General features: G+C 47.2%; 13 protein-coding genes. 9 read left to right on the top strand and 4 right to left on the bottom strand.

Annotation, left to right across the window (positions count from 1 at the left end; all coding sequences use genetic code 11):
- Positions 1-238: 238 nt before the first annotated feature.
- The 4 genes from Pan54_RS10700 to Pan54_RS10685 all read left to right on the top strand — a co-directional run bounded on the left by Pan54_RS10700 (position 239) and on the right by Pan54_RS10685 (position 7,592).
- Positions 239-1,198, top strand: coding sequence for a hypothetical protein (locus tag Pan54_RS10700; protein ID WP_146503476.1), 960 nt, complete (start codon positions 239-241; stop codon positions 1,196-1,198).
- Between the two features lie 101 nt (positions 1,199-1,299).
- Entirely contained in the window at positions 1,300-3,087 is a 1,788-nt protein-coding gene (locus tag Pan54_RS10695) for a hypothetical protein (protein WP_146503475.1), read from the top strand.
- 106 nt (positions 3,088-3,193) lie between these two features.
- The gene (locus tag Pan54_RS10690; RefSeq protein ID WP_146503474.1) at positions 3,194-4,930 is read left to right on the top strand and encodes an NADH-ubiquinone oxidoreductase-F iron-sulfur binding region domain-containing protein; all 1,737 of its coding nucleotides are present in this window, start codon (positions 3,194-3,196) and stop codon (positions 4,928-4,930) included.
- A 61-nt stretch (positions 4,931-4,991) separates the two neighbouring features.
- A complete protein-coding gene (locus Pan54_RS10685) occupies positions 4,992-7,592 on the top strand; it encodes a cyclic nucleotide-binding domain-containing protein (RefSeq protein WP_146503473.1) in 2,601 nt (866 codons plus the stop codon).
- A gap of 58 nt (positions 7,593-7,650) precedes the next feature.
- Here the strand turns inward: Pan54_RS10685 and Pan54_RS10680 are convergent, their stop codons facing one another.
- Both Pan54_RS10680 and Pan54_RS10675 read right to left on the bottom strand, forming a co-directional pair.
- Positions 7,651-11,778 carry a hypothetical protein gene (locus Pan54_RS10680; RefSeq protein WP_207310105.1) on the bottom strand — a complete coding sequence of 1,376 codons (4,128 nt, stop codon included), beginning with the start codon at positions 11,776-11,778 and terminating at the stop codon, positions 7,651-7,653.
- 174 nt (positions 11,779-11,952) lie between these two features.
- Complete coding sequence (locus Pan54_RS10675; protein ID WP_146503472.1) at positions 11,953-13,962, bottom strand: efflux RND transporter periplasmic adaptor subunit; 2,010 nt, start codon at positions 13,960-13,962, stop codon at positions 11,953-11,955.
- Positions 13,963-14,315: 353 nt separating this feature from the next.
- Here Pan54_RS10675 and Pan54_RS10670 point away from each other — a divergent pair, with 353 nt between their 5' ends.
- Entirely contained in the window at positions 14,316-15,179 is an 864-nt protein-coding gene (locus tag Pan54_RS10670) for an efflux RND transporter periplasmic adaptor subunit (RefSeq protein ID WP_165441710.1), read from the top strand.
- A 168-nt stretch (positions 15,180-15,347) separates the two neighbouring features.
- Entirely contained in the window at positions 15,348-15,785 is a 438-nt protein-coding gene (locus tag Pan54_RS26780) for a tail fiber domain-containing protein (protein ID WP_390621928.1), read from the top strand.
- A 106-nt stretch (positions 15,786-15,891) separates the two neighbouring features.
- On the opposite strand, the gene Pan54_RS10665 is transcribed toward Pan54_RS26780, so the two are convergent.
- Positions 15,892-16,587, bottom strand: coding sequence for a hypothetical protein (locus Pan54_RS10665; RefSeq protein ID WP_146503470.1), 696 nt, complete (start codon positions 16,585-16,587; stop codon positions 15,892-15,894).
- A gap of 79 nt (positions 16,588-16,666) precedes the next feature.
- Complete coding sequence (locus tag Pan54_RS10660) at positions 16,667-17,320, bottom strand: hypothetical protein (RefSeq protein WP_146503469.1); 654 nt, start codon at positions 17,318-17,320, stop codon at positions 16,667-16,669.
- Between the two features lie 615 nt (positions 17,321-17,935).
- Between Pan54_RS10660 and Pan54_RS10655 the strand changes: the two genes are divergently transcribed.
- From Pan54_RS10655 to Pan54_RS10645, 3 genes are all read left to right on the top strand, one after another.
- On the top strand, positions 17,936-20,005 hold the full coding sequence (locus Pan54_RS10655; RefSeq protein WP_146503468.1) for a hypothetical protein: 2,070 nt from the start codon (positions 17,936-17,938) through the stop codon (positions 20,003-20,005).
- Complete coding sequence (locus Pan54_RS10650; RefSeq protein ID WP_146503467.1) at positions 20,002-21,093, top strand: multiheme c-type cytochrome; 1,092 nt, start codon at positions 20,002-20,004, stop codon at positions 21,091-21,093. Before Pan54_RS10655 ends, Pan54_RS10650 begins: the two co-directional genes overlap by 4 nt.
- 136 nt (positions 21,094-21,229) lie before the next feature.
- The gene (locus Pan54_RS10645; protein WP_146503466.1) at positions 21,230-22,246 is read left to right on the top strand and encodes a DUF1559 domain-containing protein; all 1,017 of its coding nucleotides are present in this window, start codon (positions 21,230-21,232) and stop codon (positions 22,244-22,246) included.
- Positions 22,247-22,674: the final 428 nt, after the last annotated feature.

Genomic DNA, 22,674 nt, shown 5'->3' with positions numbered 1-22,674 from the left:
AAGAAAAATGAAGACCGACTCCATCGGACACTGTACACTTCCTGTCCGATTGGACAATATTCAGGTATTGTTCCTGTAGACTCTCAGTATGACTGGGGAAAGAAACCGGGATCAATTCTGGTTCGAGCCTTAGATCACGACTAATTTAATACTGAGATTTTCCTGCCAGGTATTTAAGTTTCATTAAAAGTAAGGTGTCAAATTGCTCATTACGCGATCACATTGGATTGGCCATCGAATGTGGGCGTTGGTGACCTTGCTGGTTGGCCTCATCAGTATTGTGATTTTCGCGTTACGCGTCTCTGGTTCTGATAGCTGGCCAACAGGAAGCGACCCCTACTGTTTTCTGCTGGGAGTTGGAGCGTTCCTGATTATTGTCTTCGAGAGTCTACTCTGGCTCCGCAAGAAATTACGGCTCGTCCGCATTCTGGGAAAACCAACCACATGGATGAAAGCACACATCTGGCTCGGTTTATTATGCGTTCCCTTCGCTGTTATGCACAGTGGTTTGAGATTTGGTGGTCCATTAACGACGTCACTCATGGTTATCTTTGGTCTGGTCATTCTCAGTGGTGTCAGTGGGTTGATTCTGCAGCAGTTCGTTCCCGCAATGTTGTACCGGATGATCCCCCACGAAACGATTCATTCACAAATTCCCAGAGTTGTCTGTCATTTGCGTAACGATGCCGAAGGCCTGATTCGCCAGTTGAATCGTGATTTTGAATTTGAGAAAATGCAGGGAGACTTGCTGCATTTGGAACGGTTAGAATATGAAGAACTGCGAAGTCAATTTCTGATTGAAGGGGACGATAAGCGAAATCGGGCAGGCGCGAGCAATATCAAGTCAATTTCTGCTCCTACGATCTTTCGTCAAACAATTCCGAAAGATCACCCTCTGGTCAAGTTCGCCAAAGACTATCTCGATGACTTTTTGAGCCTGAAAAAATATGGTCTCTCACCATTGCGGGATCCTGTGCGAATGCAAAGAGAATTTCGAAGAGTAAGATCGGAGTTGGAAGAAACGCAGACGGCAACACTGGATCAACTGGAGAAAATTTGCAGTGAACGAAACGAACTGCATCATCAACACCGTCTCCATCTTCTACTTCACTTCTGGTTATACGTGCATTACCCATTGACGGTATTACTGCTTGGATTATTGGGAGTGCACATCTATTTCGGACTGTATTACTGGTAAGGAATCTGAATTTATTATTCTGTGATTAACTGAGTCTTGATCGCGATCTATTGACCAAATTTGTCTGAAACAACTGTTTGATGGCCTTAAAAAAGAATCTCATGACCGACAAATCCGGAAAGACGGCTGGCGCACGCGTCAATCGAATTCCTCCGGATTATTATCGTCGGTCCGATTCAATTCGAAAATGGCGCCATTTTCTGCTGTCGATTTCCGTCTTGCTTGTGGGAGCCATCACACTGCTTTCAGTCGACTGGAGTAGAGTTCGTTCAAACGGGCTCCAGGGGTCAACTCTCGTTAAATGGGCGACCAATCATGGAGAGATCAGTCAGGTTCATGCGGCTTGGGAAAATCAGTGCGAAGTCTGTCATGAACCGTTCAATCCCATTCGGGATCAACATGCAGGCAGTTTCTTCAATTCGTTTGCGGGGACCCAATTCAAAACCGAAGCCCGCTGCACATCCTGCCATCAGGAATCGCTCGGACATGTCTGTCAGCATTCTATCATCGATCAGCAGGGTTGTGCGAGTTGTCATCACGAGCATCGAGGACGCAACCATAACATTACCGACGTCCGAAATAAAAACTGCACGAATTGTCATCAGGACCTTGAGAAAGCAATGGCGGGAGTTGAGCAGAATGCTGCCTGTAATGTAATGCCGCATGCCGATGGCTGGCAGTCGATTGAACATTTCTCGAAGAAGGCTCATCCCCATTTTGTTTCACTCGAAGACGGTGATCCGGGAAACATCAAATTCAATCATCGGTTACATCTGGCTTATGGTCAGGGACTGGGAGAGAAGGGGGGAGAGATTCTCGCTAAAATAGATCCTGAACTTCCAGAAGAACGGCTCAAACAGCTTTCAGGTAGTAAACAGCTGAAATGCAGTGATTGTCATGAACGGGCAGGTCTGGATTCCGCTGGCGATGGGGCGACGCAAAGGTTGGATTTTCGTCCGATCAACTATGAACGTCATTGTGGATCCTGCCATCCGATGCGTTCTGCAGTCACGCTCGTGGAACAAAGTTTTGAGATCTCCAATGCGGCTCGCGATCTTTACGAAGAAGACCGCGAACAATTGATCGAGGAGAGAATTCCCCATGGGTTATCGCTGGAGCAGCTGGAGTTTCAAATACGTCAACGACTGGCCGGCCTGGCTGTCTACGGACAAAAAGAACTGACTCATCGAACGGACCACTCGTCAGTCAAGATGCCGGGGAAAAGTGAGGCTCAGCCACTACCAGATTTCATTCAGCCGAATTCGAATCGAGACTCTGAGCAAACTGAGTCTCAGGAAGAAAAAGAAGATTCACTGGAAACCTTGCGATATTTGAGCCAGAAAGCCATGGAGCAATTGACAGGATTAGGCGCGAATTGCACGAAGTGTCACTATTACACGGCGACTCTGGAGGATGGTCAGAAGAGACAGGTCCTGTCTTTCGAGGAGGCGATGAGTCTTAGCCAAATCGATTCAATGCCAGGGAATGGACAGATCGAAATCAGCCCCTCAAACATTCCGCAACACTGGTACAAGAAAGCAAAGTTTCATCATCATGCCCATCGGATGGTTTCCTGCGAAAGCTGTCATTCTGAAGTCGAACTGCAGGATTCCCATGCGACTTATGCGGAACTTGTCGACACACCTGCGACATTCGACAATCACGTAGTCATGATTCCGGGGATGGATGTCTGTGTGAAATGTCACTCGAACTCTCCAGAACAGCGGAAAGCATCAGGGAACCATGTAAAAATGGGAGCGAGCGATGCGTGTGTCCTCTGCCATTCGTTCCATCAGGCCGATCAATTCCATCAAAAATATGAATCTGAATTTTCCAATCATTTCCGAACCATCGAAGAGTTCTTGAATTTTAAGGGACCGTCTGATTGATGATTGAATGACACAATCAGTAATTGAGACAAACTCGAATTAAGTTCTATCGTTACTTCTGTTCCCATTTTATTATTCGATCCAGGCCCTGACAGGCAGTGTATTTATGAGTCTTGTGCAGAATTTAATCAAACGACAAAAAGAAAACGGAGGCTTTCTTTCTGCAGAAGTTCTTCAGGAAATTTCTGAACGAACAGCAACGCCACTGTATCGTCTTCAGGAATTGATCAGTTTCTACAACAGTTTTCGGCTCACTCCCCCACCAAAGGTCGAAGTACAGGTCTGCCGTGACTTTACCTGTCATATGCACAAAAGCCAGGAGTTGATTCAAGACCTCAAGAATGAATTTGCAGAAGAGATTGAGCAGGGGCAGGTATCCATTTCCGGAAAATCCTGCATGGGCTATTGCGATGGTCCTGTCGCAGTCAGTCTCAATCATCATATTACACCAGACAGCAATTTGAGTCATTGTGTGACCTCCATTCGCTCAATCCTGAAATCGGGAACCACGCATGGGAAACCAGTTGATCAGGAGATTCCAGATGACTGGGATATCGACTGTTATCAGAAGCAGACGAAATACGAGTTGCTCAAACAATTTCTCAAGGCGACGGATCGTATAGCCTTCGGAGAATCGGTTTTGAAGTCTCTCGAAGATTCCAGTCTGGTTGGTAAGGGAGGTCCTGGAGCCAGGACTGCCAAGAAATGGCGGACCGTTAAGAAATACGCTGAGCAGGAAAACCGAGCGGTCCGATATGTCGTTTGCAATGCCGATGAAAGTGAGCCGGGAACGTTTAAGGATCGGGAACTTCTCCTGAGATCTCCCCATCTGGTTCTCGAAGGTATGATTACTGCGGCTCTCATCATTGGAGCAGAGCGTGCCTACATTTACATCAGGCACGAATATGAATCACAAATCGAAGCCTTTCAAAAATGCATTGATGATGCAAAGGCTCAGGGTTTGTGCGGAAGGAATCTTCTCAAAACCGGATTGAATTGTGAAGTGGAAGTCTTTGTCAGTCCGGGCAATTACATTTGCGGCGAACAGACTGCAATGATTGAGGCAATGGAAGATAAACGCGCTCAACCTCGTCAGCGACCACCCGATCTGGAAATTCAGGGATACCGAAATTTTCCGACACTCGTCAACAATGTGGAAACCTTTGCCTGGGTCCCGGCTATTTTCAATAACGGTCCAGAGTGGTATCAAAAACTGGGCGTGAACGATTGCCAAGGGAAGCGATTCGTCTCGCTTAGTGGAGATATCAATCGGCCCGGCGTTTATGAGGTTCCATTGGGTTCGACAGTGGGTGATTTGCTCGAAATTGTCGGGGGGATGCGTAACAAACAGCAACTGCAGGCCTTCGGAGTCTCCGGCCCTTCCGGAGGATTCTTACCTCGAAAGTTTTCACGCGATCAACTTCCTGAGAATTTTGTCAAAGAAAACATCCCTGAGGGAGAGAATGAATTCGATCTGCTGAATCTGCCGCTGGACAACAACTTCTTTCGATTTCAGTTACGTGGACGTTTCAACCTGGGAGCCGCTCATCTGTTTATAGGAGAGCAGACCGATCTGGTTAGTTTGGTCAAATCCTGCACGGAATTTTACCGCAATGAATCGTGTGGAAAGTGTGTTCCCTGTCGGCTTGGATCAGAGAAACTCGTCCAGATTGCTTCGCGCCCCTTGAATGAGGGGAAACTACAGATCCCAGATTACTTCCAGGATTTAATCGAATTGATGCAGGAATCGTCCATCTGCGGATTAGGTCAAGTGGCTTTCAATCCCCTATTGTCGTTGAAAGAATTTTTCCCGGAAACATGGGAAGTCGCCAAGAGTCGTTAGAGCATGTAGTACATAGTACTTTGATCCAATAGAGTACTTCATTGAAAGAAGCGGGCTATTCATGGCAGATCTCTCCGAAAAACAGAGTCCATCATTCGCCAGACGCGAATATGAACTTCAGGAATATACCGTTGAAGGGCAAATTGTCACTCTCTCGCCTGCCGATGCTGCCAAGCAGGACGACCTACTCAATTTGATCATCGATGGAAATCCCTTTGAATTTCCTCGAACAGTGATGGCACTTGATGCGTATGGAAGCCCCGTTTATGACAAATCTGGGGACGTGACCTATCGTTATTCCACAATTTACGATGCTGTCGATAAGTATTATCGTACTCAGCCAGGCGATGAAAATCCGATCCCGATTCTGTGCCATCAACAACACCTCAAATCGGTGGCGATGTGCCGAGTTTGTATGGTGGCTGTGCAGGGGCCGGAGATGGAACGATCGGGAGAGCCCAGACGAGATGAAAATGGCAGTGTGATCTACAGTTCCCGTTCGACGCTTGTCCCCTCCTGCCATCGTACACTGGATGACTATCTGAATATTCATACGCCTAGAACTCCCCATGAAAAGTTCCGGAGTCAAATTCGCAGGCTCGGAGAACTGACGGTCGAGTTATTGATGTGCGATCAGGCTAATCCGCAGCGGCACCTACAGACTGAAGATAAGCAGTTGCCGGAACTCTATAAGCTGGCAAGGCAGGTGGATGTTCCCTCCTTGCCACGCTTTCCACGTTCCAGTTCTCATGCGACAAGAACGACAGATACATCCAGTTCCATGATCAAGGTCGATCATGGTGCCTGCATCATGTGTGATCGATGTATTCGTGGCTGCACGGATGTCAAACATAATAATGTAATCGGACGAACCGGCTCAGGATATCAAACGCGAATCAGCTTTGACCTCGATCAGCCGATGGGAGATTCGTCCTGTGTCGAGTGTGGAGAATGCGCCATTTCCTGCCCGACGGATGCGCTCACCATCAATGAGCAGAACATTCCTCAAATGGATCGGGAATCGAATTCCAGTGAGATGACCATTGAAGAAATTCAGGCTCATCCGTTACTCAAGACCGTTCCTCAAAAATATCTTTCGTTTATCAAGCATTCATTTTCTAGGAAAACGTATCGACGCGGAGACGTTATTTTCCGGGAAGGAGAGATCGGCCAGACGGCATTCCTGATGGAAAAAGGACGCTTTCAGATCTCTGCTCTTTCCCGTCAGAAAACCTTAAAAAAACATGAAGGCTCGGTCTTCAGCCTGATGACACGTTTCCGGTTTGACATGGAGAAAGATGATTCTTCGGAAAGTCATTCTCAAAAGACTTACAACACATTCACTTATGGAGGGACTTTCAGTTCGCCTCCGAAAGATAGCCTGAAAATATTGCCGGATCATGCGTTTGTCAGTGTTGTCACAAAAGCCGATCATATCTTTGGCGAGGCCAGTTGTCTCAATAATTATCCGAGAGCCTTCACGGTCGAAGCGATGGACGATGAATGTTCGGTCATTGAAATTCGTCGAAATATCGTACTCATGCTGATGAGGGACCGATCCTCCCGGGAGTTGCTGGAAAAGCTGTATCGGGAACGAGCAATGGGGGTCGATCTGAAAAAGATCGAATACTTCTCATCACTCGATGAGGCTGGTCAGGAAATGCGACGAATCGAGCGACTTCTTAAAGATCAGGTCGAATTGACGAAGGTCCGTCCCGGCCAAATCATTACCCGCGAAGGAGCCGAATCGAATTTTTTGAATCTGGTGCGAATTGGATTCGTAAGAATTGAAAAGAAAACGGCTGGCGGAGAAACCTACGTCGAAAGTTATCTTGGACCGGGGAATCATTTTGGCGATCTCGAAATGCTGGTCGATATCGATTCCTGTTACGACACATTGAACGACACCCAGCAGAATACGGTCGATCAATATGGACGGGGATTGAATCAGGCTTCCTATGTCGCGATGGATAACGTTGAGTTATTAAGAATTCCTAAAGAGATCTTTCTGGAAATCTATACTCAATACCCCATGATCGCCCAGGCGATGAGGACTCTCACTCGGGAAACCCTGGATAAAATTCGAGTGATGCAGCCGACGGACATTGGGGCAATGAAGAATTTTCTGGATCAGGGACTGGCCAATGCCCAGAACCTGCTCGTAATCGATCTGCTTAAATGCACTCGCTGTGATGAGTGTACTAAGGCTTGTTCTGATGCCCACTTGGGAACGACCCGCTTAATCCGCGAGGGGCTTCGATTCGACAAATATCTCGTTACGAGTTCCTGCCGATCCTGTCGAGATCCTTACTGTATGTTGGGATGTCCGGTCGATGCGATTCATCGCGGACCCGATTTCAACATGAAAATCGAGTCGTGGTGTATTGGCTGTGGTTTGTGTGAAGAGCATTGTCCCTACGGGAACATCAATATGCAGCCTCTGCCCGAGAAGAAATCCTGGTGGGGAGGGCAATCCAAAGGACCGATCGAAGCCGATGCCGATGGAAGGGCAGTCATTAAAATTCAGGCTACAATCTGTGACTTATGCACGGAAACATCCAGTAAGCAACCGAGCTGCGTTTACGCTTGTCCTCACGATGCGGCTCATCGCATGTCAGGCGAAAAACTGCTCAACCTGGTCGATCTGGAAAGCCGCGCGTGAGTAACAACGGGTGAGTATCAAGTAGTGAAACTTTACTCTCAGCCTGTCGTCCACGAGATTATTCTCTGAGTGGTCGAGACGTTCCGTAATAGGATTCTATTTGTTGACGCAGCAGATCTTCTCGTAAATTGGGAAACTCAATTCGATAATCCGGCGAGAACGTTTCGACCCGGAATGGCTCTTGAGAAATCGGATTGATATACAACTTTCGCTGTTGCTGATAATTAAATGGTCGTGCTCCAACCCGCCCGAAAACTGCAATCTGATTCCCCGATTCATCGACCGCTCGATCCCGGTCAATTCCTTCGGCAATGCAAAGTGCCTCCCCTTCATGAAGGTGATAAGTGGCAATCAGTTTCGGCTCTGGCCGCACACTGAATCCATCATTGCCATCGACATGCGGAGATGTCAGTTGCAACACATGCATTCCATTTTTGCCATCAGCCAGATACGCAAACTCACTGTTGTAAGTGATCCCCAGTTTCACATCGTGCAAATCGCAGATTTCACCATCCGCATTAAACACCTGGTCAACTTTGGGACTTTCCGGATTCGTCACATCGACAATAATCAGGCCGTCTTTACCAGCAGCCAGATAGGCATAGTTTCTTGCGACATACACATTGTGTAAGTCTTCAAATTCAAGAGCCGTCACTGGGATTGGACATGAGGGATCGGTAATGTCAATGACTTTCAATCCCTCTTCGTCACAGACAAAACCGTAGCGGAATTCCACTTCCATCTGATGAGGATGATTCAAAAATTCTTTACCGAGTGCATTCACAATACAAGGTTTTTTGGGATCGGTTACATCAACAACAACAAGGCCCTTATCGCAACAGACATAGGCGTAGTTCCCCACAATCTTGACGGACTGGGCACCATCGAGTGCTCCACCCGGGTTGAAGGCGAGTTCTTTTTCCAGGAAGTTGTTGAGAGGATCACCATCGAGTAACGTGCCTGCTCCGATGAAAACGAGCCCCTCGTAGAGGTCGGTCGCAAACAGATATCCATAATGTGCGGGAACTTCCTGCTCATCGTTTTCAGGATAATGTTTGCGGGTCGGATCGGGAGCAATTGTAGCCGGGGCATACACGGACGTTGCGTATTTGGTACGGACGAAAAACTTCTGACCAATCGGCGAAACGGGAGCAGTCGTCACACGTTCCGAAAATCCTTTATGATCTATAAATGCAATATCAAACACACGGACGCCGGCTTTTCCGCAAGCAGCATAGAGGTATTCGCCACGTTTCTGAAGTGTCAATACGGTTGGCTGTTTGAACGGGCGGAAGACCTCACTGATATCCCGTCCCGGATGTTCGTGTGCGTGTTCGAGAATATGATCGTTCTCTTCATGCTCTTCGTAATGCTCACGGAATGCCAGTTCATGCAGATGGCTACCGATCACAGCCTGCGGGGCTTCTCGTTCGGTCACCGGGACGGCGTAAAATCCATGTTCTCCACAACCAACCCAGCAGAAACGCCCAATAAAGTTCAGGTAGTTGGTTCCCTGCATGAGCAGTTGCGACATGATCGCATTGTTATCATTCGCCTGAGAGAGATGACAATCGGTGCACATTTTCGTTTCTCCACGACCGCGTACAGTATGAGGAACATTCGTGCTGAAGGAAATCCCGCTGAGACCTTCTGCGGAAATTGTCTGCTGCTGAGTATAAATTGCTTCGCGATTGTTGTTATACGAAGTGACATGAATCGCACAGGAGGACCGGGAAGGGTTGATCCGGTTCCCGGTCACATTCCCATCGTGTGCCAGCATAAAGACATCGTCGCGTAACGTCTGGAAATCATACGACACGTAGTTCTTAGTGATATCTCCTTCGTTATGCAAATCGGGCATTTTGCGATTAGCTTCTTGAGGGAGATGGCAACCATAGCAACTCGGGTTCCAACTGCTGTGACACGAACTGCAACTCATCGTTTGATTACAGTGTGCCAATTTAAGAGGATCCTGCGGCAGGTCACCCCATTCGAATTTCCCCAGTTCATCGAAGCGAATCGTTTTCGCCAGGGCAGCATTCGCATTGTATTTGGGATGCTTGGGATCAATCGTGTCCGATACCTGAGTCACTTCCCAACTGAGTCCCTTTTCGACCATGGAATTCTGATACAGTTTGTCGCCTCGAAGTTCGAAACGCTGTTTTCCGAATGGTGTGGTCATCGCCGAAAGTTCCCGACCATCTGGTTGGGGTGCCTGTCTTTCTTTAGCAGCCGGGCCAGAAGTCCGCATCTGCCAGCGATTATTGATCAACTTGAAAGCCTTATCGTCAACCGTTCCGTGACAATCGATACATTGAATTTCAATCGCTGCCCGAACTTCTCCGTACAGTTTGGTATCGCCATGGACATCCTGCACGAAATGACAATCCACACAGTGCATCCCCTTTTCCAGATGTACATCCAGCATATGAACCGGAACTCCTTTCTGGAGATCCAGCAATTGCTGTTCAGCTTCCTCGACTTCAGCTAGGGTGAGTGAAGGCTTTTTGCGTTCCAGTTCCTTCACATACAATGGAATGGCCATCGCCTTCTGAAGGTTTTCGTTTTCGACATGTTCGAGTCGATTTCCGAATTTGTCGAGCAGATTTCCCTGACGATCTTTTTTGTAGACAGCTCGAAATACCCAACCGTGGCCGTGGAAGTCGGCGAACTGTGTTTTTTCCAGATGTTTATTCAGCGATGTCAATTCCGTCAGGAATTCCGGATTAGACCAAAGGCCTTTCACACTGGCGGAGTTCGGATCGGCCATTTCCGCCTGAACGATCTGCTCGGCTGTGGGATCGTGCTGTTCCCGCGGGTACATATTTTCGCCATCGGTTTCCATGTCCCACCACATATATCCCAGATAACTGTTCATCACAGTGGTTCCGGGGTGAATGTGACAGACGATGCACTGGCTCGTGGGAATCGCGCGTGTGAAGTTGTGACTGATCGGATGACCGGACTGAAACTTGGGAATCATGGGGTCAACCGACTCAATCAAATCGTCTGCTTCTTCGGCTGCATAACCTCGATTGCCGTACTTCGCATAAGGCCCCGAATGGATCGGCGAGCGATCGTTGGCATATATCATGTGACAGGATGTACAACCGCTCGATCGATAATCGCCGGGATGATCGTTGGTCCCCAGGAAATTGAGCGTAGGATCCAACAGGCGAGTTTTTTGCAATCCGATGAACACAGGATCGGTTCTGTTTAATGTGCCCAGCCCTCGGTTGCTGATTCTTTCACGAGGGCGCCCCGGCTCTTCCAGAACTTCTGGAATTCCCGTCTCTGTGCGGAAACGTCCTCCCCGTTCAAAGATTCTCAGAATATTCCCTGGCTGCGAAATTTGAAACCGAGGCAGAGGATCCAGATAGGGGAGTACACCCTTCTTAGCCGTCTCTTCTGCGGTGGGTGGCGGGACTGTTTGCAGGCGCTGAGGAGCCCCGTGCATCGAATAGCTCTCGCCATACATTGGCCATTTCTTCGGGACGGAACCATTATTGTAAAGAGCGGCTCCCCACAGCATGCAGCCATGGGTCATCATGCCTTTTTTAACCTGAAGTGTTTCGTTGGGATGACAGCCAACGGTCCCGCAGCTCAAGTGAGCGATTCGTAAATCGCCCGGGTTCACAAATTGAATGAATTCAGGAGATTCGTGATTCAACAGCGTATAACTGCGAACCGGATTTGCAGACGTATTCCAGACAGTCGGATAACGGGAAGGAACGTGTGCCTGTTCAAGAGTTGTGGCACAAGGATCGCCACCATGGCAATCGGTGCACCCAAGTTGAATCGCCAGTGGCTTTCCGGGTTGCTTATGGGGATCGTGAGCATTCTTGTGACAGACAACACAGCCGTGGCTCTTCGCTTCGGCTTCCTCACGAGATTGCCGCATCAACTGCGCATTCGCAATATTGGGCGGAGTTGGGTAAGGATGACCGACTCCTTCTGCGGGGGATTGATTCAAATCACCCAGATGAACCTTAGCAGCTGGAACATCGTTGGAGCCTTCAATCTTGTAGCTCTCGGCTGGTACGCGCTCGTCAGCATAGAGTTGATCTTCTCCGACATGACCTGCCATTTGAGAAAAATTGTAGACAACATTCCCCAAAATCCAGATCGCCAGTAATGAAACCCCAATCAACTTGGGAGGGACTTGAATTTGTTCAGACTTCCTCATTTTTGAATGTCCAAGTCTTCTTCCTTGAAGTCCCAGCGAATTGAGCGATCAGGTCATCGTTCAGGCAGACCAAATCGTGATCGTTCATGCCTCAATCCAGACGATATACTGTACGCAGCTATAACAGATGATCAAGGTTTCCGACAATATGAATCTGCCTGATCGTGAATTGTGTTAAAAAGTTTCCCACCAGAATTGAGATTTCAGGCCATGAAAAAAATCACCAAAGAGAATACTGCCGAGAGGAGCGGGTGAGCATTTCACCTGAGCATTCACTGTCGCTCCCAAATAGGATTGCCCTGTCAAATCATCAAGTGATACGGTGCATTTCAGAAAAGGCTCTTGGTTTTTGTAGACAATCCGTGCAACTTCGGGCCGAAGTAACTTACCAGCATGAGTTTTATCCGGTTCCACCAGAAAACGGATTTCTGCAGGAAGAGTTTGGTCAGCAGAGACCTTCTTGTCCTGAAGATAGATGTATCCCAATTGAGATTCTGGAATCAGCACTTCAATTTTCATCGTCCCCTGATCATCGAGGATTTCCAGCAGTTTTTCTCCAATTTGAACTGGTTTGAGATCCAATTTACTCTGCACTTCAAAATCGGCAACAACTCCATCAATTGGGGCAATAACCGTTAATCTGTTCTGTTCGTGCTCCAATACCGCTAATTCCTGTTGATAGGCAACCAACTGCAATTTGGCCCTGGCGATTTCCGCATGAAGCTGAATTCTTTCAATCCGATTGCCTGTTCCCGTTTGGAGAAGTTCATTCTCGAAGGATTGTGTTTCTGTTTTCTGTTGAGCAATCAAATCTTCCAGTTGACTGATTTCAGCCTGGAGCAGTGTATCTTCCAGCTCGAGTAAAACCTGCCCGACTTGAACATGTTGGCCACTGGAGACATGAACTTTTCGTATCACTGATGCCCTGGGAGCGTAAACCTGCGCCGTTTTCTCCGGCACAACCGTTCCGGACATCATGACTTTTCGCGGCATCGAAAAACAGGTCAGCATCCATGCAGCCATCGCCAACAGCAATAAAGCAATGCCATATCGAAGTAAGCGGGAATATCGCATCGCCTGTGAAGCTTGCCCGAGTGGTCTTCGCAAACTCCTCAGGAAAATTCCATCCAGGTCCTGTAGATGCGTCAGTGCGAGTTCCGATTGCCTGACCAGATCCGTCTGAAATTCCGTCAACCGAGTGGGAGCAGACTGATTTTTGAATCGCTCCAGAACCAGTATGCCAATCGGTTGGCTCTTCGGTGGATGTCGCTTGGTCGAACTTCCAGTCTCTCGTATGTTCGGGGCATTGAGCGGAATGATTTTGAGGAACGTCGATCGAGACTCTTCTATATATTTGACAAGATGATCTTTTAACGGCTCAGGATATTCGCGACTCTCACGATCATAAATCACTTCCTGCCCGGAACGCTGAGAATAACGAGCGATCAAGGCGAGTTGTCGCATCTGTTGACTGCGACAATCCACCCGATTCACTCCGCTGACCGCAACTGGCTCAGGGTGGCTGAATCTTGGGCAGAGCAAGCTGACACGATCGACCTGAGTGAATTGTTGCCACTGGTCGACGAGATTGCGTGCCCCATGCTTCAATTTCGTTTCACAATGGATTGATTGAGTAAACAGCGAGAATTGCCGAAATACCTGGCGATAATCAACGGCGTAATGCCGTTGTTCCATACTCTGAAGAGTGTTGGAAAGAAGCAGCGTCAGTTGAGCCAGTGGTTTTTCCCAGTCGGAGACCTCCTCCTCGTCTCCGGTACACTCCAGCAGGATTCCCAACACTCCGATCGACCGAGTTGAACTGGCCAGGGGAATCAGCACAAAAGTTCTTGCTGGCATTCCCAGAGTTGTGCAATTCTGGATGATCACCTGAGATTCGGAAAAAGACCGATGAACCCAGCCTGGAATGAGTTTGGATATTTTCGCGGCATCAAGTTCAAGTGTTGAGTTAAAGCCAATATCGGAGAATAACTTCACCTGCTTTGAATGTTCTGCCAGCCAGATACAGGCCGGGGTCTGCATGGTTTGATGAACCGCTTCCAGCCATTTGTGGCAGAGCTCATCAATCTGTCCTGTCTGGTTGTCAACTTCATTCACGCATTTCCAAAGCTGATCAAACTGACCAGCAAAGGAAAGTGTTTCCGATGTTGCACTCCCTGACGGCATTGATCGTCCCTGATCCTCTTGGATTGCTTCTTGGTATCCTCTGGAACATTCGGAAAATTAATGTTCCGCGATCTGCCGGAGCAAACATTGCGTTTTGACGTATAAATTGTTCATGCGCTGGCACATTGTATAATAAAGTGCTTTATCTTTCCCGGATCGTATCGGATTCAGTGAAATCTCACAAGATTTGTTCAGCAGCCTGAATTCAGGTTCCTCTTGACCAACTTTCAGTAAAATTCTTACTCTTCAATGCTTGTACAGGTAGATTCACTCTGAAAGATTTCTGTCTATAAGTCATTGCTGGAAAAGAGTTTTGCATGAATCATGTGTTCAAGCCGAATCGGAGGGGTTTCATGATTCCCAGACTGATTATTGCCATTTTAGCAGTCGTCGTTTTCACCGGATCGGTCAGTGCACAGGTTCGAGGTCCGATTGTCATTGACCGATGTGTGCTGAAAATTCGAGACCATATTGAAGTGTCCAGTACGCGTGCTGCTCGTATCGTTGAACTGAAAATTCGACTCGGAAATCTGGTCCAGAAAGATGACTTATTAATTCAGCTCGATGGAGAAATCGCTCAAGCCAATTTTCAAGTCGCTCAGCAGAATGCCACGAACAATGTCGAATTCCGTTACGCTGTGAAAGCCAATGAACTTTCCCAGAAAGAGTACCAACGAGCCATTCAACTTAACGAAGAGATTCCAGGGGCTCGATCCCAGGCAGAGATCGAGCAGCTTCGCCTGAAAGCCGAACGCTCCGATTTGCAGGTAGAGCAGGCTCAGCAGCATCATCAAATTGCTCAAATAAACCGGGAGTTGGCCCTGCTGGAATTGAAGCCCTACCGTATTATCGCACCTATTTCCGGACAAATCGTCGAAATCCATAAACGTGTCGGCGAGTACGTTCAACCGGGGGAAGTGATCGCAGAAATTGTCAGTATGGAAGAGATGCTCGTCGAGGGATACATTCCACTCAACAAAGCCTGGCAGGTCCGGCCCGGAACACCGATCTCGGGGAGTATTTCTCTGCCGAAGCTAGCTGAAAATATTGGCCAACGCACAAGCTATCAGGGGCAAATTCTGCTTGTCGATTCAACCATCGATGACTTGAGCCAATCGGTACGATTTGTTGGCATCCTTAATAATGAGACAGGGCTATTGCGAGCAGGCGTTCCAATGAAAATTGAAATCCACAATCAACAAGCAGCTCATCCATAATCCCACTTCGCAATTTAAATTAGATCTCCAAAGAAATTTTTGGAAGCCTGCAGTTCCATAGTCCGACTTGCAGCGAATTTATAAGGACTTGTCTGGTAGGGGGATGTAGATTGTTGTGACAAATTGAATCCGCCGATGCCTGTTCGGTGATAACATATCTTCTCACGAATGCTACTCTTTGGTCCTCTGTGCACTCTAATCAATGAATCCAAATCACACATTTATGAGAGCTGTTGCAATAAATTGTCTTTCTTGGTTGGTCTGTTGCATTCCCCGCTATTACAACCACGTCTGAAAAAATTGCGATCCTGTTGCTTCTGTCTGGGTTTTCGTTTTCTGCATTCGCTTATGAGCAATCAGTCGGGAGATGGCAACACCTCTCTGGACATGAACACTCTTCAATTTAAGAAAGCAAGTTCTAACACTGCAGTAGGGGCGTACACACTGAGAATCAATTCGATGATCAGTTCTTCTCTGCGTTACAAGGAAGACATTCAGGATTTGAATTTGTCTAATGCCAATGAGTTACTGCATAAATTACGCACGGTAACGTTTCGCTACAAAAAGCTTTTCAGAATGGACAGAAGCCGATTCCGTATGGCCTAATTGCCGAGGAAGTTGCCGAAGTCTTTCCCGAACTGATCGTATTTAATATTGAGCACCGATCTGCAGTGTCACTGACTCCTCCTGTGATTAAAAATTATCAGTCGATTCATTTATTTGATAACATTGGAAGGTCATTCGTATCCAACGATTTAGGAAGTTCGTTTACCTGGAATGTCTTCAGCAATCTCAAGATGCGGCGTTCCAGGAGTTCTTTCGGCTCCAGTTGACTTCCATCACTTAATTTGTCGAGTTTGCTGTTGAGTTGACGATGAATAGTCAATGCCTTCTTAGCCTGGTTTTGCATTTCAATACCAAACTGTTTATACATTTGCTCTTCCAGATTTAAGACCAGATGCCTTGCATTTTGAGGCACGTCTTCAATTTCTTCGAACGCGGCTTGGATATCTGTGCGATTATCCTGCACGAAACTGCGAAAACTTTCGGCACTCATTTGTGTCGCTTCATCAAGACCATAACGCATCTGGCGTGCAGTCATTTCTTCGAGCCACTGTCGGACTTGGGGAGTATTATCAATTGCCTGTTGACTGATTTTTTCGGCGATTTCTGGTGCGTTTGCAGTCAGATATGCTTTCAGTTCCCGGTGCATCTGAGGATAGTTATTCTCAATTACTTTTTCCGCTTCGGCTACTAATTTTTCAGCTTTGAGTTGTTTCTGCACAGTGCTGTATACGTACCAGGAGATCGCTCCAAGTTGAGCAATGAAAAGCAAAAGAAGAACGGTGGTAATGGTGGTTTGACCATTCTCGCTGGGATTCCCGTGTTGTTTGTTTTGATCTGCCATGAATTAACTCCTGCTTTTTTGTGATGTAAGGGGCGATGAATAGATTCTTGGGAATGAGAATAGATAATTTCCAATGTGATTACTGGAGTCCCAATTGTTCTTGTGATTCATCAGTAAAAGCTAGTACTGTCCAATCAGCAACGTAATCCAGCAGTTGCCCTTTCAGATCGACTTGAGCATTATCAGGCACATCGATCGGCTCAAATCGTGACCAGTATTCAGCCGTTGCTTTACCTTCTTCAATAAACTCTTCAGCGTAGTAGCGTTCGATTAACTTATCAGACGTGTGTTCAAACTCGGTAATGAGTTCGTCGAAAGCTTCTTTGTCAGCATACTCGGGAAATTCCTCGGCCAACACCTTGCGATGGACTTGCCAATAATCGCGATATTGATTCTGAGCTGCTTTGATAAATAGTTTTTCAACATTCTGACCGTACTCGGCTCCCTGAAGTCGAACAGTCTTGAGATACCGGGAGTCATCTTGCTGGAATTGCTTATAAAATGCCTTTCCGATCGGTTCACTCACCTCGGCCACTAGTTCTTTAGAGGCATCTTCGATGGCGGGAAGATGATCCTGCAGGCTTTCTTCGACTTCGCTGACTACTTTGCTTTTATCGACCGGTAATTCCGGTGACGAGCCGAACATCGCATATGCCCAGGCTCCGCCAGTGACCAGGATTAATCCCGTGAGCAGTACATTGTTGAATGTAGCATTGGTCGATGAGGATGGCATTGTTCTCTCCTATTGGCTGATTGATATTTTAGGCTTGATCTTCTTATTAAGAATTTAGAATCAGTTTACCCTAAACTTAGAAATACAACTCAAAACGGAGCAAGCGGCATGCCGAAAAGACATGGATATCTTTGATGCCACATAAAAATGGTAAGTAAACTGTAAACTGGGGCATAACATGATTGCTAACCGGTCCATTAATATTGATTAACATGCGGCTGTTAAAATGTGATGATTGGTAATCGAACAGTCTGGGAGCTCTCCAACCATTGAGGCGTGGAGGGATATGGAACAACGTTTGGAGTGATGCTGCTCCATTGGTATCGATGAAAGTTATGCTTTGTTATGAGTCATGATCAAAATGATAAACTCTCGACGTGCCGGGAAATCAGACAGTGAATTACAGAAAATCGAGACTAACAGTAGTACAAAATTCAGGATGAGTGATCTGGAAAAAATTCAGCCAGTTTGTTAATGTTCTTCTCTTGCATTCTGGCTCATTAATCACTTTTTGTTGTGCAGCTCGGGACAGGATAATGCAACAATCCATAACTTTGCAGCAATCAATTCATTCTAATTCTTATTGAGAATGCCTCTCGTTACCATCAGGCCAGTATGAATAACTTTGGGATCCAAACTTCATCCGATAATCGGACGCCAGCGGATTCTTGCACTCGTCAAAAGCTGATTGGTTGCTTTTTTCTGGCATTGCTCGCAATCACATTTCTCAGGCCAATTGACTCCTCCGAATTCTGGTGGCATGCAGCCCGTGGTGCAGTTGTGCTCAATGGGAATATTTGTCCCAGTCGCGTATTACTTGTCAACGAAACAGCAAATGATGCAGACTGGCTGGCGGGCCTGGTGCCAATCGTCATTTGGGAGTTGGGAGGGCATTGGGGCGTCAGTATCTATCCTGCTGTCGTGTTCCTGATATGTCTTGCGATATTTTTTTTTCAAACTCAATGTCGTCGGCTCGACGTAGTTGTCGGCTTTGGAATTCTCTTGAGTTTGTTTACGTTTGCCTGGATGCAGCCGATTCCTCAAAGTGTTGAATTGGTTCTGGTGATCGTGTTGTTCAATTTTCTGACGAAGTATAGTGCCGAGTCTGATGTTAGTATGAATAGTCTGTTTGTTCTGCTTTTATGCTGGGCGAATTTCGGTGCACACATTCTCCTTGCTTACACACTTGCAAACGTATTTGTATTGTTTGCACACAAGCCGTGGAAAGAAAAACTGAGATTCATTTTTTTTATGACTTTGGCAGTCAGTTTGACACCTCGAGGAATTCTAACAGTTTGGGACAGCTTGCACTCAGTGAGTCCCTGGCTCTTCTCAGGCGATGAGAGGATGCTTCTGTCTCAATGGCCGATCGGTGAGTTTCCCTCAATACTGTTTCAGATAACGTTTTTGATACTTGCCTTAACTCCAGTTTGCCTGGGATTGTGGCGGAGCATTTCTACTCGCGATTATGTGGCTTGTTTACTGTTAATCTCTGTTTCTTTGATGAATCCAGAACTGATTGGCATCTCTGTCGCGTGGATTGGTTTGACGCTTTGCGATTCATATCGCGATCACACAACGCAGACAAGTAATCTTGTCATCGCTATGTCGCTTGTATGTCTGTATGGATTCCATATTGCCAATCAGACTCCACTCGGTGTTATTGGATTAGATCCGCGACTGGACCAGCGACTTTTGCAGGATGGGCTGCCCAAATTGATTGAATCTGAAGTCGCCTGGTGCGATAGTACGCATGCTGGGGGATTATATTGTTACACTTCCGGAACAGGCCGCTGTTGGGATATCCCCATTCGAGCCCAAATCTGTGGGCGACTGCCTGATATCGATCTTTTCCGACGTGATTTGCTTCGTAATCGAGAGAGCCGCTATCGGAGACCAGACGGAACCTGGGGCGGGTGGTGGGTGACTGCTGAAGATCGTGGAATTGAAATCCTTCTCATTGACGCTGAGGAAACGGACATTCACGAATCACTACAACTTACGGAATGGAAACCGACAGATCTCGACTCGTCGGTCATCCCGTATGTCAAAGCGAGTAATGTCGCCCATCAACCGGAGTTGATTCAGTGTCTTCAGGCCCAGGATATTGTCAGTTTCACTGATTGGAGTTTTGATTTCCAGCAGTTTTCCTCGACTCAGCCATACATTGCTTTTTCTCGTGCAAACGCCGATAAATTGTCAAAATCCGCTGCACTCAGGCAAGCGAGGTTGTTTAATAGCCTCGGTTTGCACGTTGCCTCGTTGAAAGTGTTGCTCGCTTTGCGAAATGTCTTCGATCCCGCTGAGTTTGAGTTGGACGTAAGATTGTGTCATCGAGAACTTGCATTGCGGGAGTGGAGTGAAGCTGGAGTCAACAGTTTGTTTCATCAGTGGATCGGCCGGGACGAACCTCTCACTGATTTTAAGAGTAGCAGTGATGGCATGTTTTTTGATGATGACTTTGAATCAGACTACCTGACTGGGAAGCTAGCGACGTGCCTTCAGCGTCCCGCTACAACTGCACAAGAATATTTCGCACTGGCGATGATCTCGATCGAGGCCGGAAATGTGACTCAGGCAATACGATTTTGGCAAACGGCGATCATAACCGATACCGACGATCGCTCAATTGATCGACTTTCTAAACATTGGCTCACTCTATTTGAAGCGGAATCTGAATCATGACCCCAGTCAAATTCGCTTCCCGATTCTTATTACTCATTATCGTTGTTGTACTCCCGATAATTTGGCAATACCCAAAACAAAGCAAAGAGCATGTCCCCTTAGCAGCTTACGAAAGTGAAAGCTTCAAAGTCGAAAGTCATTCCTGTCTGGAATGTCACGCAGAAATTGTGAAAGAATTCAAATCAGCACCGCACGCTCGTACATTAGCTTCAGCCTCGGACTTTACCCATTGGGACCTGTTCCTGGGAAAATCTTTCCAGGATCCCTCCACAAAATTGGAATACCGTTTCGAGCAACTTAACTCGGAATACTTTCTGCGTTGCGATTCGGCAAACCAGGTGACTCGAGTTGACTGGATTTTTGGATCGGGTCGTCACGCCCAGACGCCGATTTCATTGACTCAAGATTTCGATGGAAAACCTCAATTATTGGAACTCGCAGTCTCCTGGTATCCTGAAAATGGACTTGGCCCGACCTTGGGACAGACTGGTCGGGACAGGGAGAGAGTACACCCGCTCGGAACTTTCCATTCCGGGACAACATCAGAAGAATGTTTTGCATGTCATAGTACGTGGCTCGCACTCGATGAGAAACATTTTATTTCAAGTCACATTATTCCCAATGTTGGTTGTGTACGATGTCATTATGATGCGAAAGATCATGCGAAACGGCAGACTCAGGGACTTCCGGATTCTCTCGAAGACCTCTCCATTCTCGATGCCGTGGAAATGAATCGCCGTTGCGGAGTTTGTCATCGAAGTCCAGATGAAATTCCTGTACAGGATCTCACTCCCGATAACAAGTTGCTCATTCGTTTTGCACCTGTGGGGATGTCGATGAGTCAATGTTTCATAGAATCAAAGGGAATTAAGTGCACATTATGTCACAATCCGCATCGCCTTGAAGATCGCAGTGACGCCGAGTTTGCCAAGGTCTGTCACGGTTGCCATAACCAAACTCAATTCAACCATGCCATTTGCCCTAAAGTGAAGACGGATTCCACTGAATGCCTGAGTTGCCACATGCCGCAAGTCGAAGTACAGGATTCGCTGCGATTCACAGATCATTGGATTCGAGTTCGGGACTAAATTAGGGCGATAATCCAATGAGTACACATAAACATTGTAATATGGCTTGATTCTTATTTGGATAATAGGGTATAATTACCTAATATTCTAAATACACGTTCGTGCAAATTCTGTCTCTTTAAATTGAAAGAAAGCTATGAAATCATCCCCATTGCTATTCCGATTAAAATCACGAGGTTTCACACTCATCGAACTACTGGTGGTCATTGCGATCATCGCAATATTGGTGGCTTTGCTACTCCCTGCTGTGCAACAGGCACGCGAAGCCGCTCGTCGCTCGGCCTGTAAAAACAATCTCAAGCAATTAGGGCTCGCGTTGCACAATTACCACGATACTCACAGGAGATTTCCTCCGGGACGTGTCCGCACCTCAGGCTGTGCCTCTAACTCTTGGCAGACCAGTAACATCACCTGGCTTGCACGCATCTTACCGCAAATGGAGCAATCGGCTATTTATGATAGCATTGATTGGGAGCGTGGGTGTGCGACTAATGGGCAAACAGGTGCCAATGGCCCACATAGTGCTAATCCAGGCGGTGCACGTCGTCAGATCGTTGCAGCTTATCGCTGCCCTTCGGAGCCGGGACGTGGCAAAGTGCGCTGGGTTGCTCCAGACGGTAGCGTGGTGAATGGGGCAACTCCAAATGGATCCTTTGCTTCAGGCAATTATGCGGGCTGTGTGGGTGCCGTTTCGCGTGAAGGTGGCACGAATCCAAGTGGAATGTTTGGCACAAACTCCGGGGTTAGAATGCGAGATATTACTGACGGAACATCGAATACACTGATGGTGGCCGAATTTGTTATTGGCTTCCCGCACTTACAGGTTAACCCAACCGGGACGCAACCCCATGAGCTTTGCCCGACGACCGGATCTCCTTCGACAGCTTCAACACGTGCGACCGGGTTTTCCTGGTTCTATGGAGAAATGCCCAATGCATCGTGGTTCTCAGCGAATACCGGTCCTAACAGCAAGCAGTGGGATTGTGGCAGCAACACAAACTACATCAATTTCGCTGCTCGCAGCCAGCATAAGGGAGGTGTTCAGGTTTGTCTCGCAGATGGCTCTACAAGATTCGTGAGCGAGAACATCAATCTTGAGACTTGGCGGAATGCAGGTGACAAAGCAGACGGTGAAGTTTTGGGCGAGTGGTAAGCCTATCCTGTTCTCTCTGGACTCATCGATTTTTTGATAAGGTATAATTTGAAATGATCATATCCAAATGGGGTAAGCCGCTCCTCATGCTACTATTATTATTCATTGGTGGATTCTCGCTAAACGGATGTAGTGGTCCACAAGATGGCGACGTGGCGGATGCCGAAGCAACTGAGTCAGATGAGCCTAGTCTCACGGAAGAAGAAGCCGCGAACGAGCCAACTGAGTATTGATAGCAGTCTTTAATACGAACTCAGACCGAACAGAAAAAGTCCCCGCTAAAACAAAGTGGGGACTTTTCTTCGTTTCGGCTATTGACCGGTAGAGCAATCGAAAAGTTGATCAAGACCGTCACGCCACGACCTTTCTTTCGATGGCTTCGAGACGAGAAGGGGTGGGCTGCCCAAGGATAAGAATCCCAAGGGGAC

Source organism: Rubinisphaera italica (assembly GCF_007859715.1).
Taxonomy (GTDB): Bacteria; Planctomycetota; Planctomycetia; order Planctomycetales; family Planctomycetaceae; genus Rubinisphaera; species Rubinisphaera italica.
This window is presented reverse-complemented; position numbering and strand designations above follow the sequence as displayed.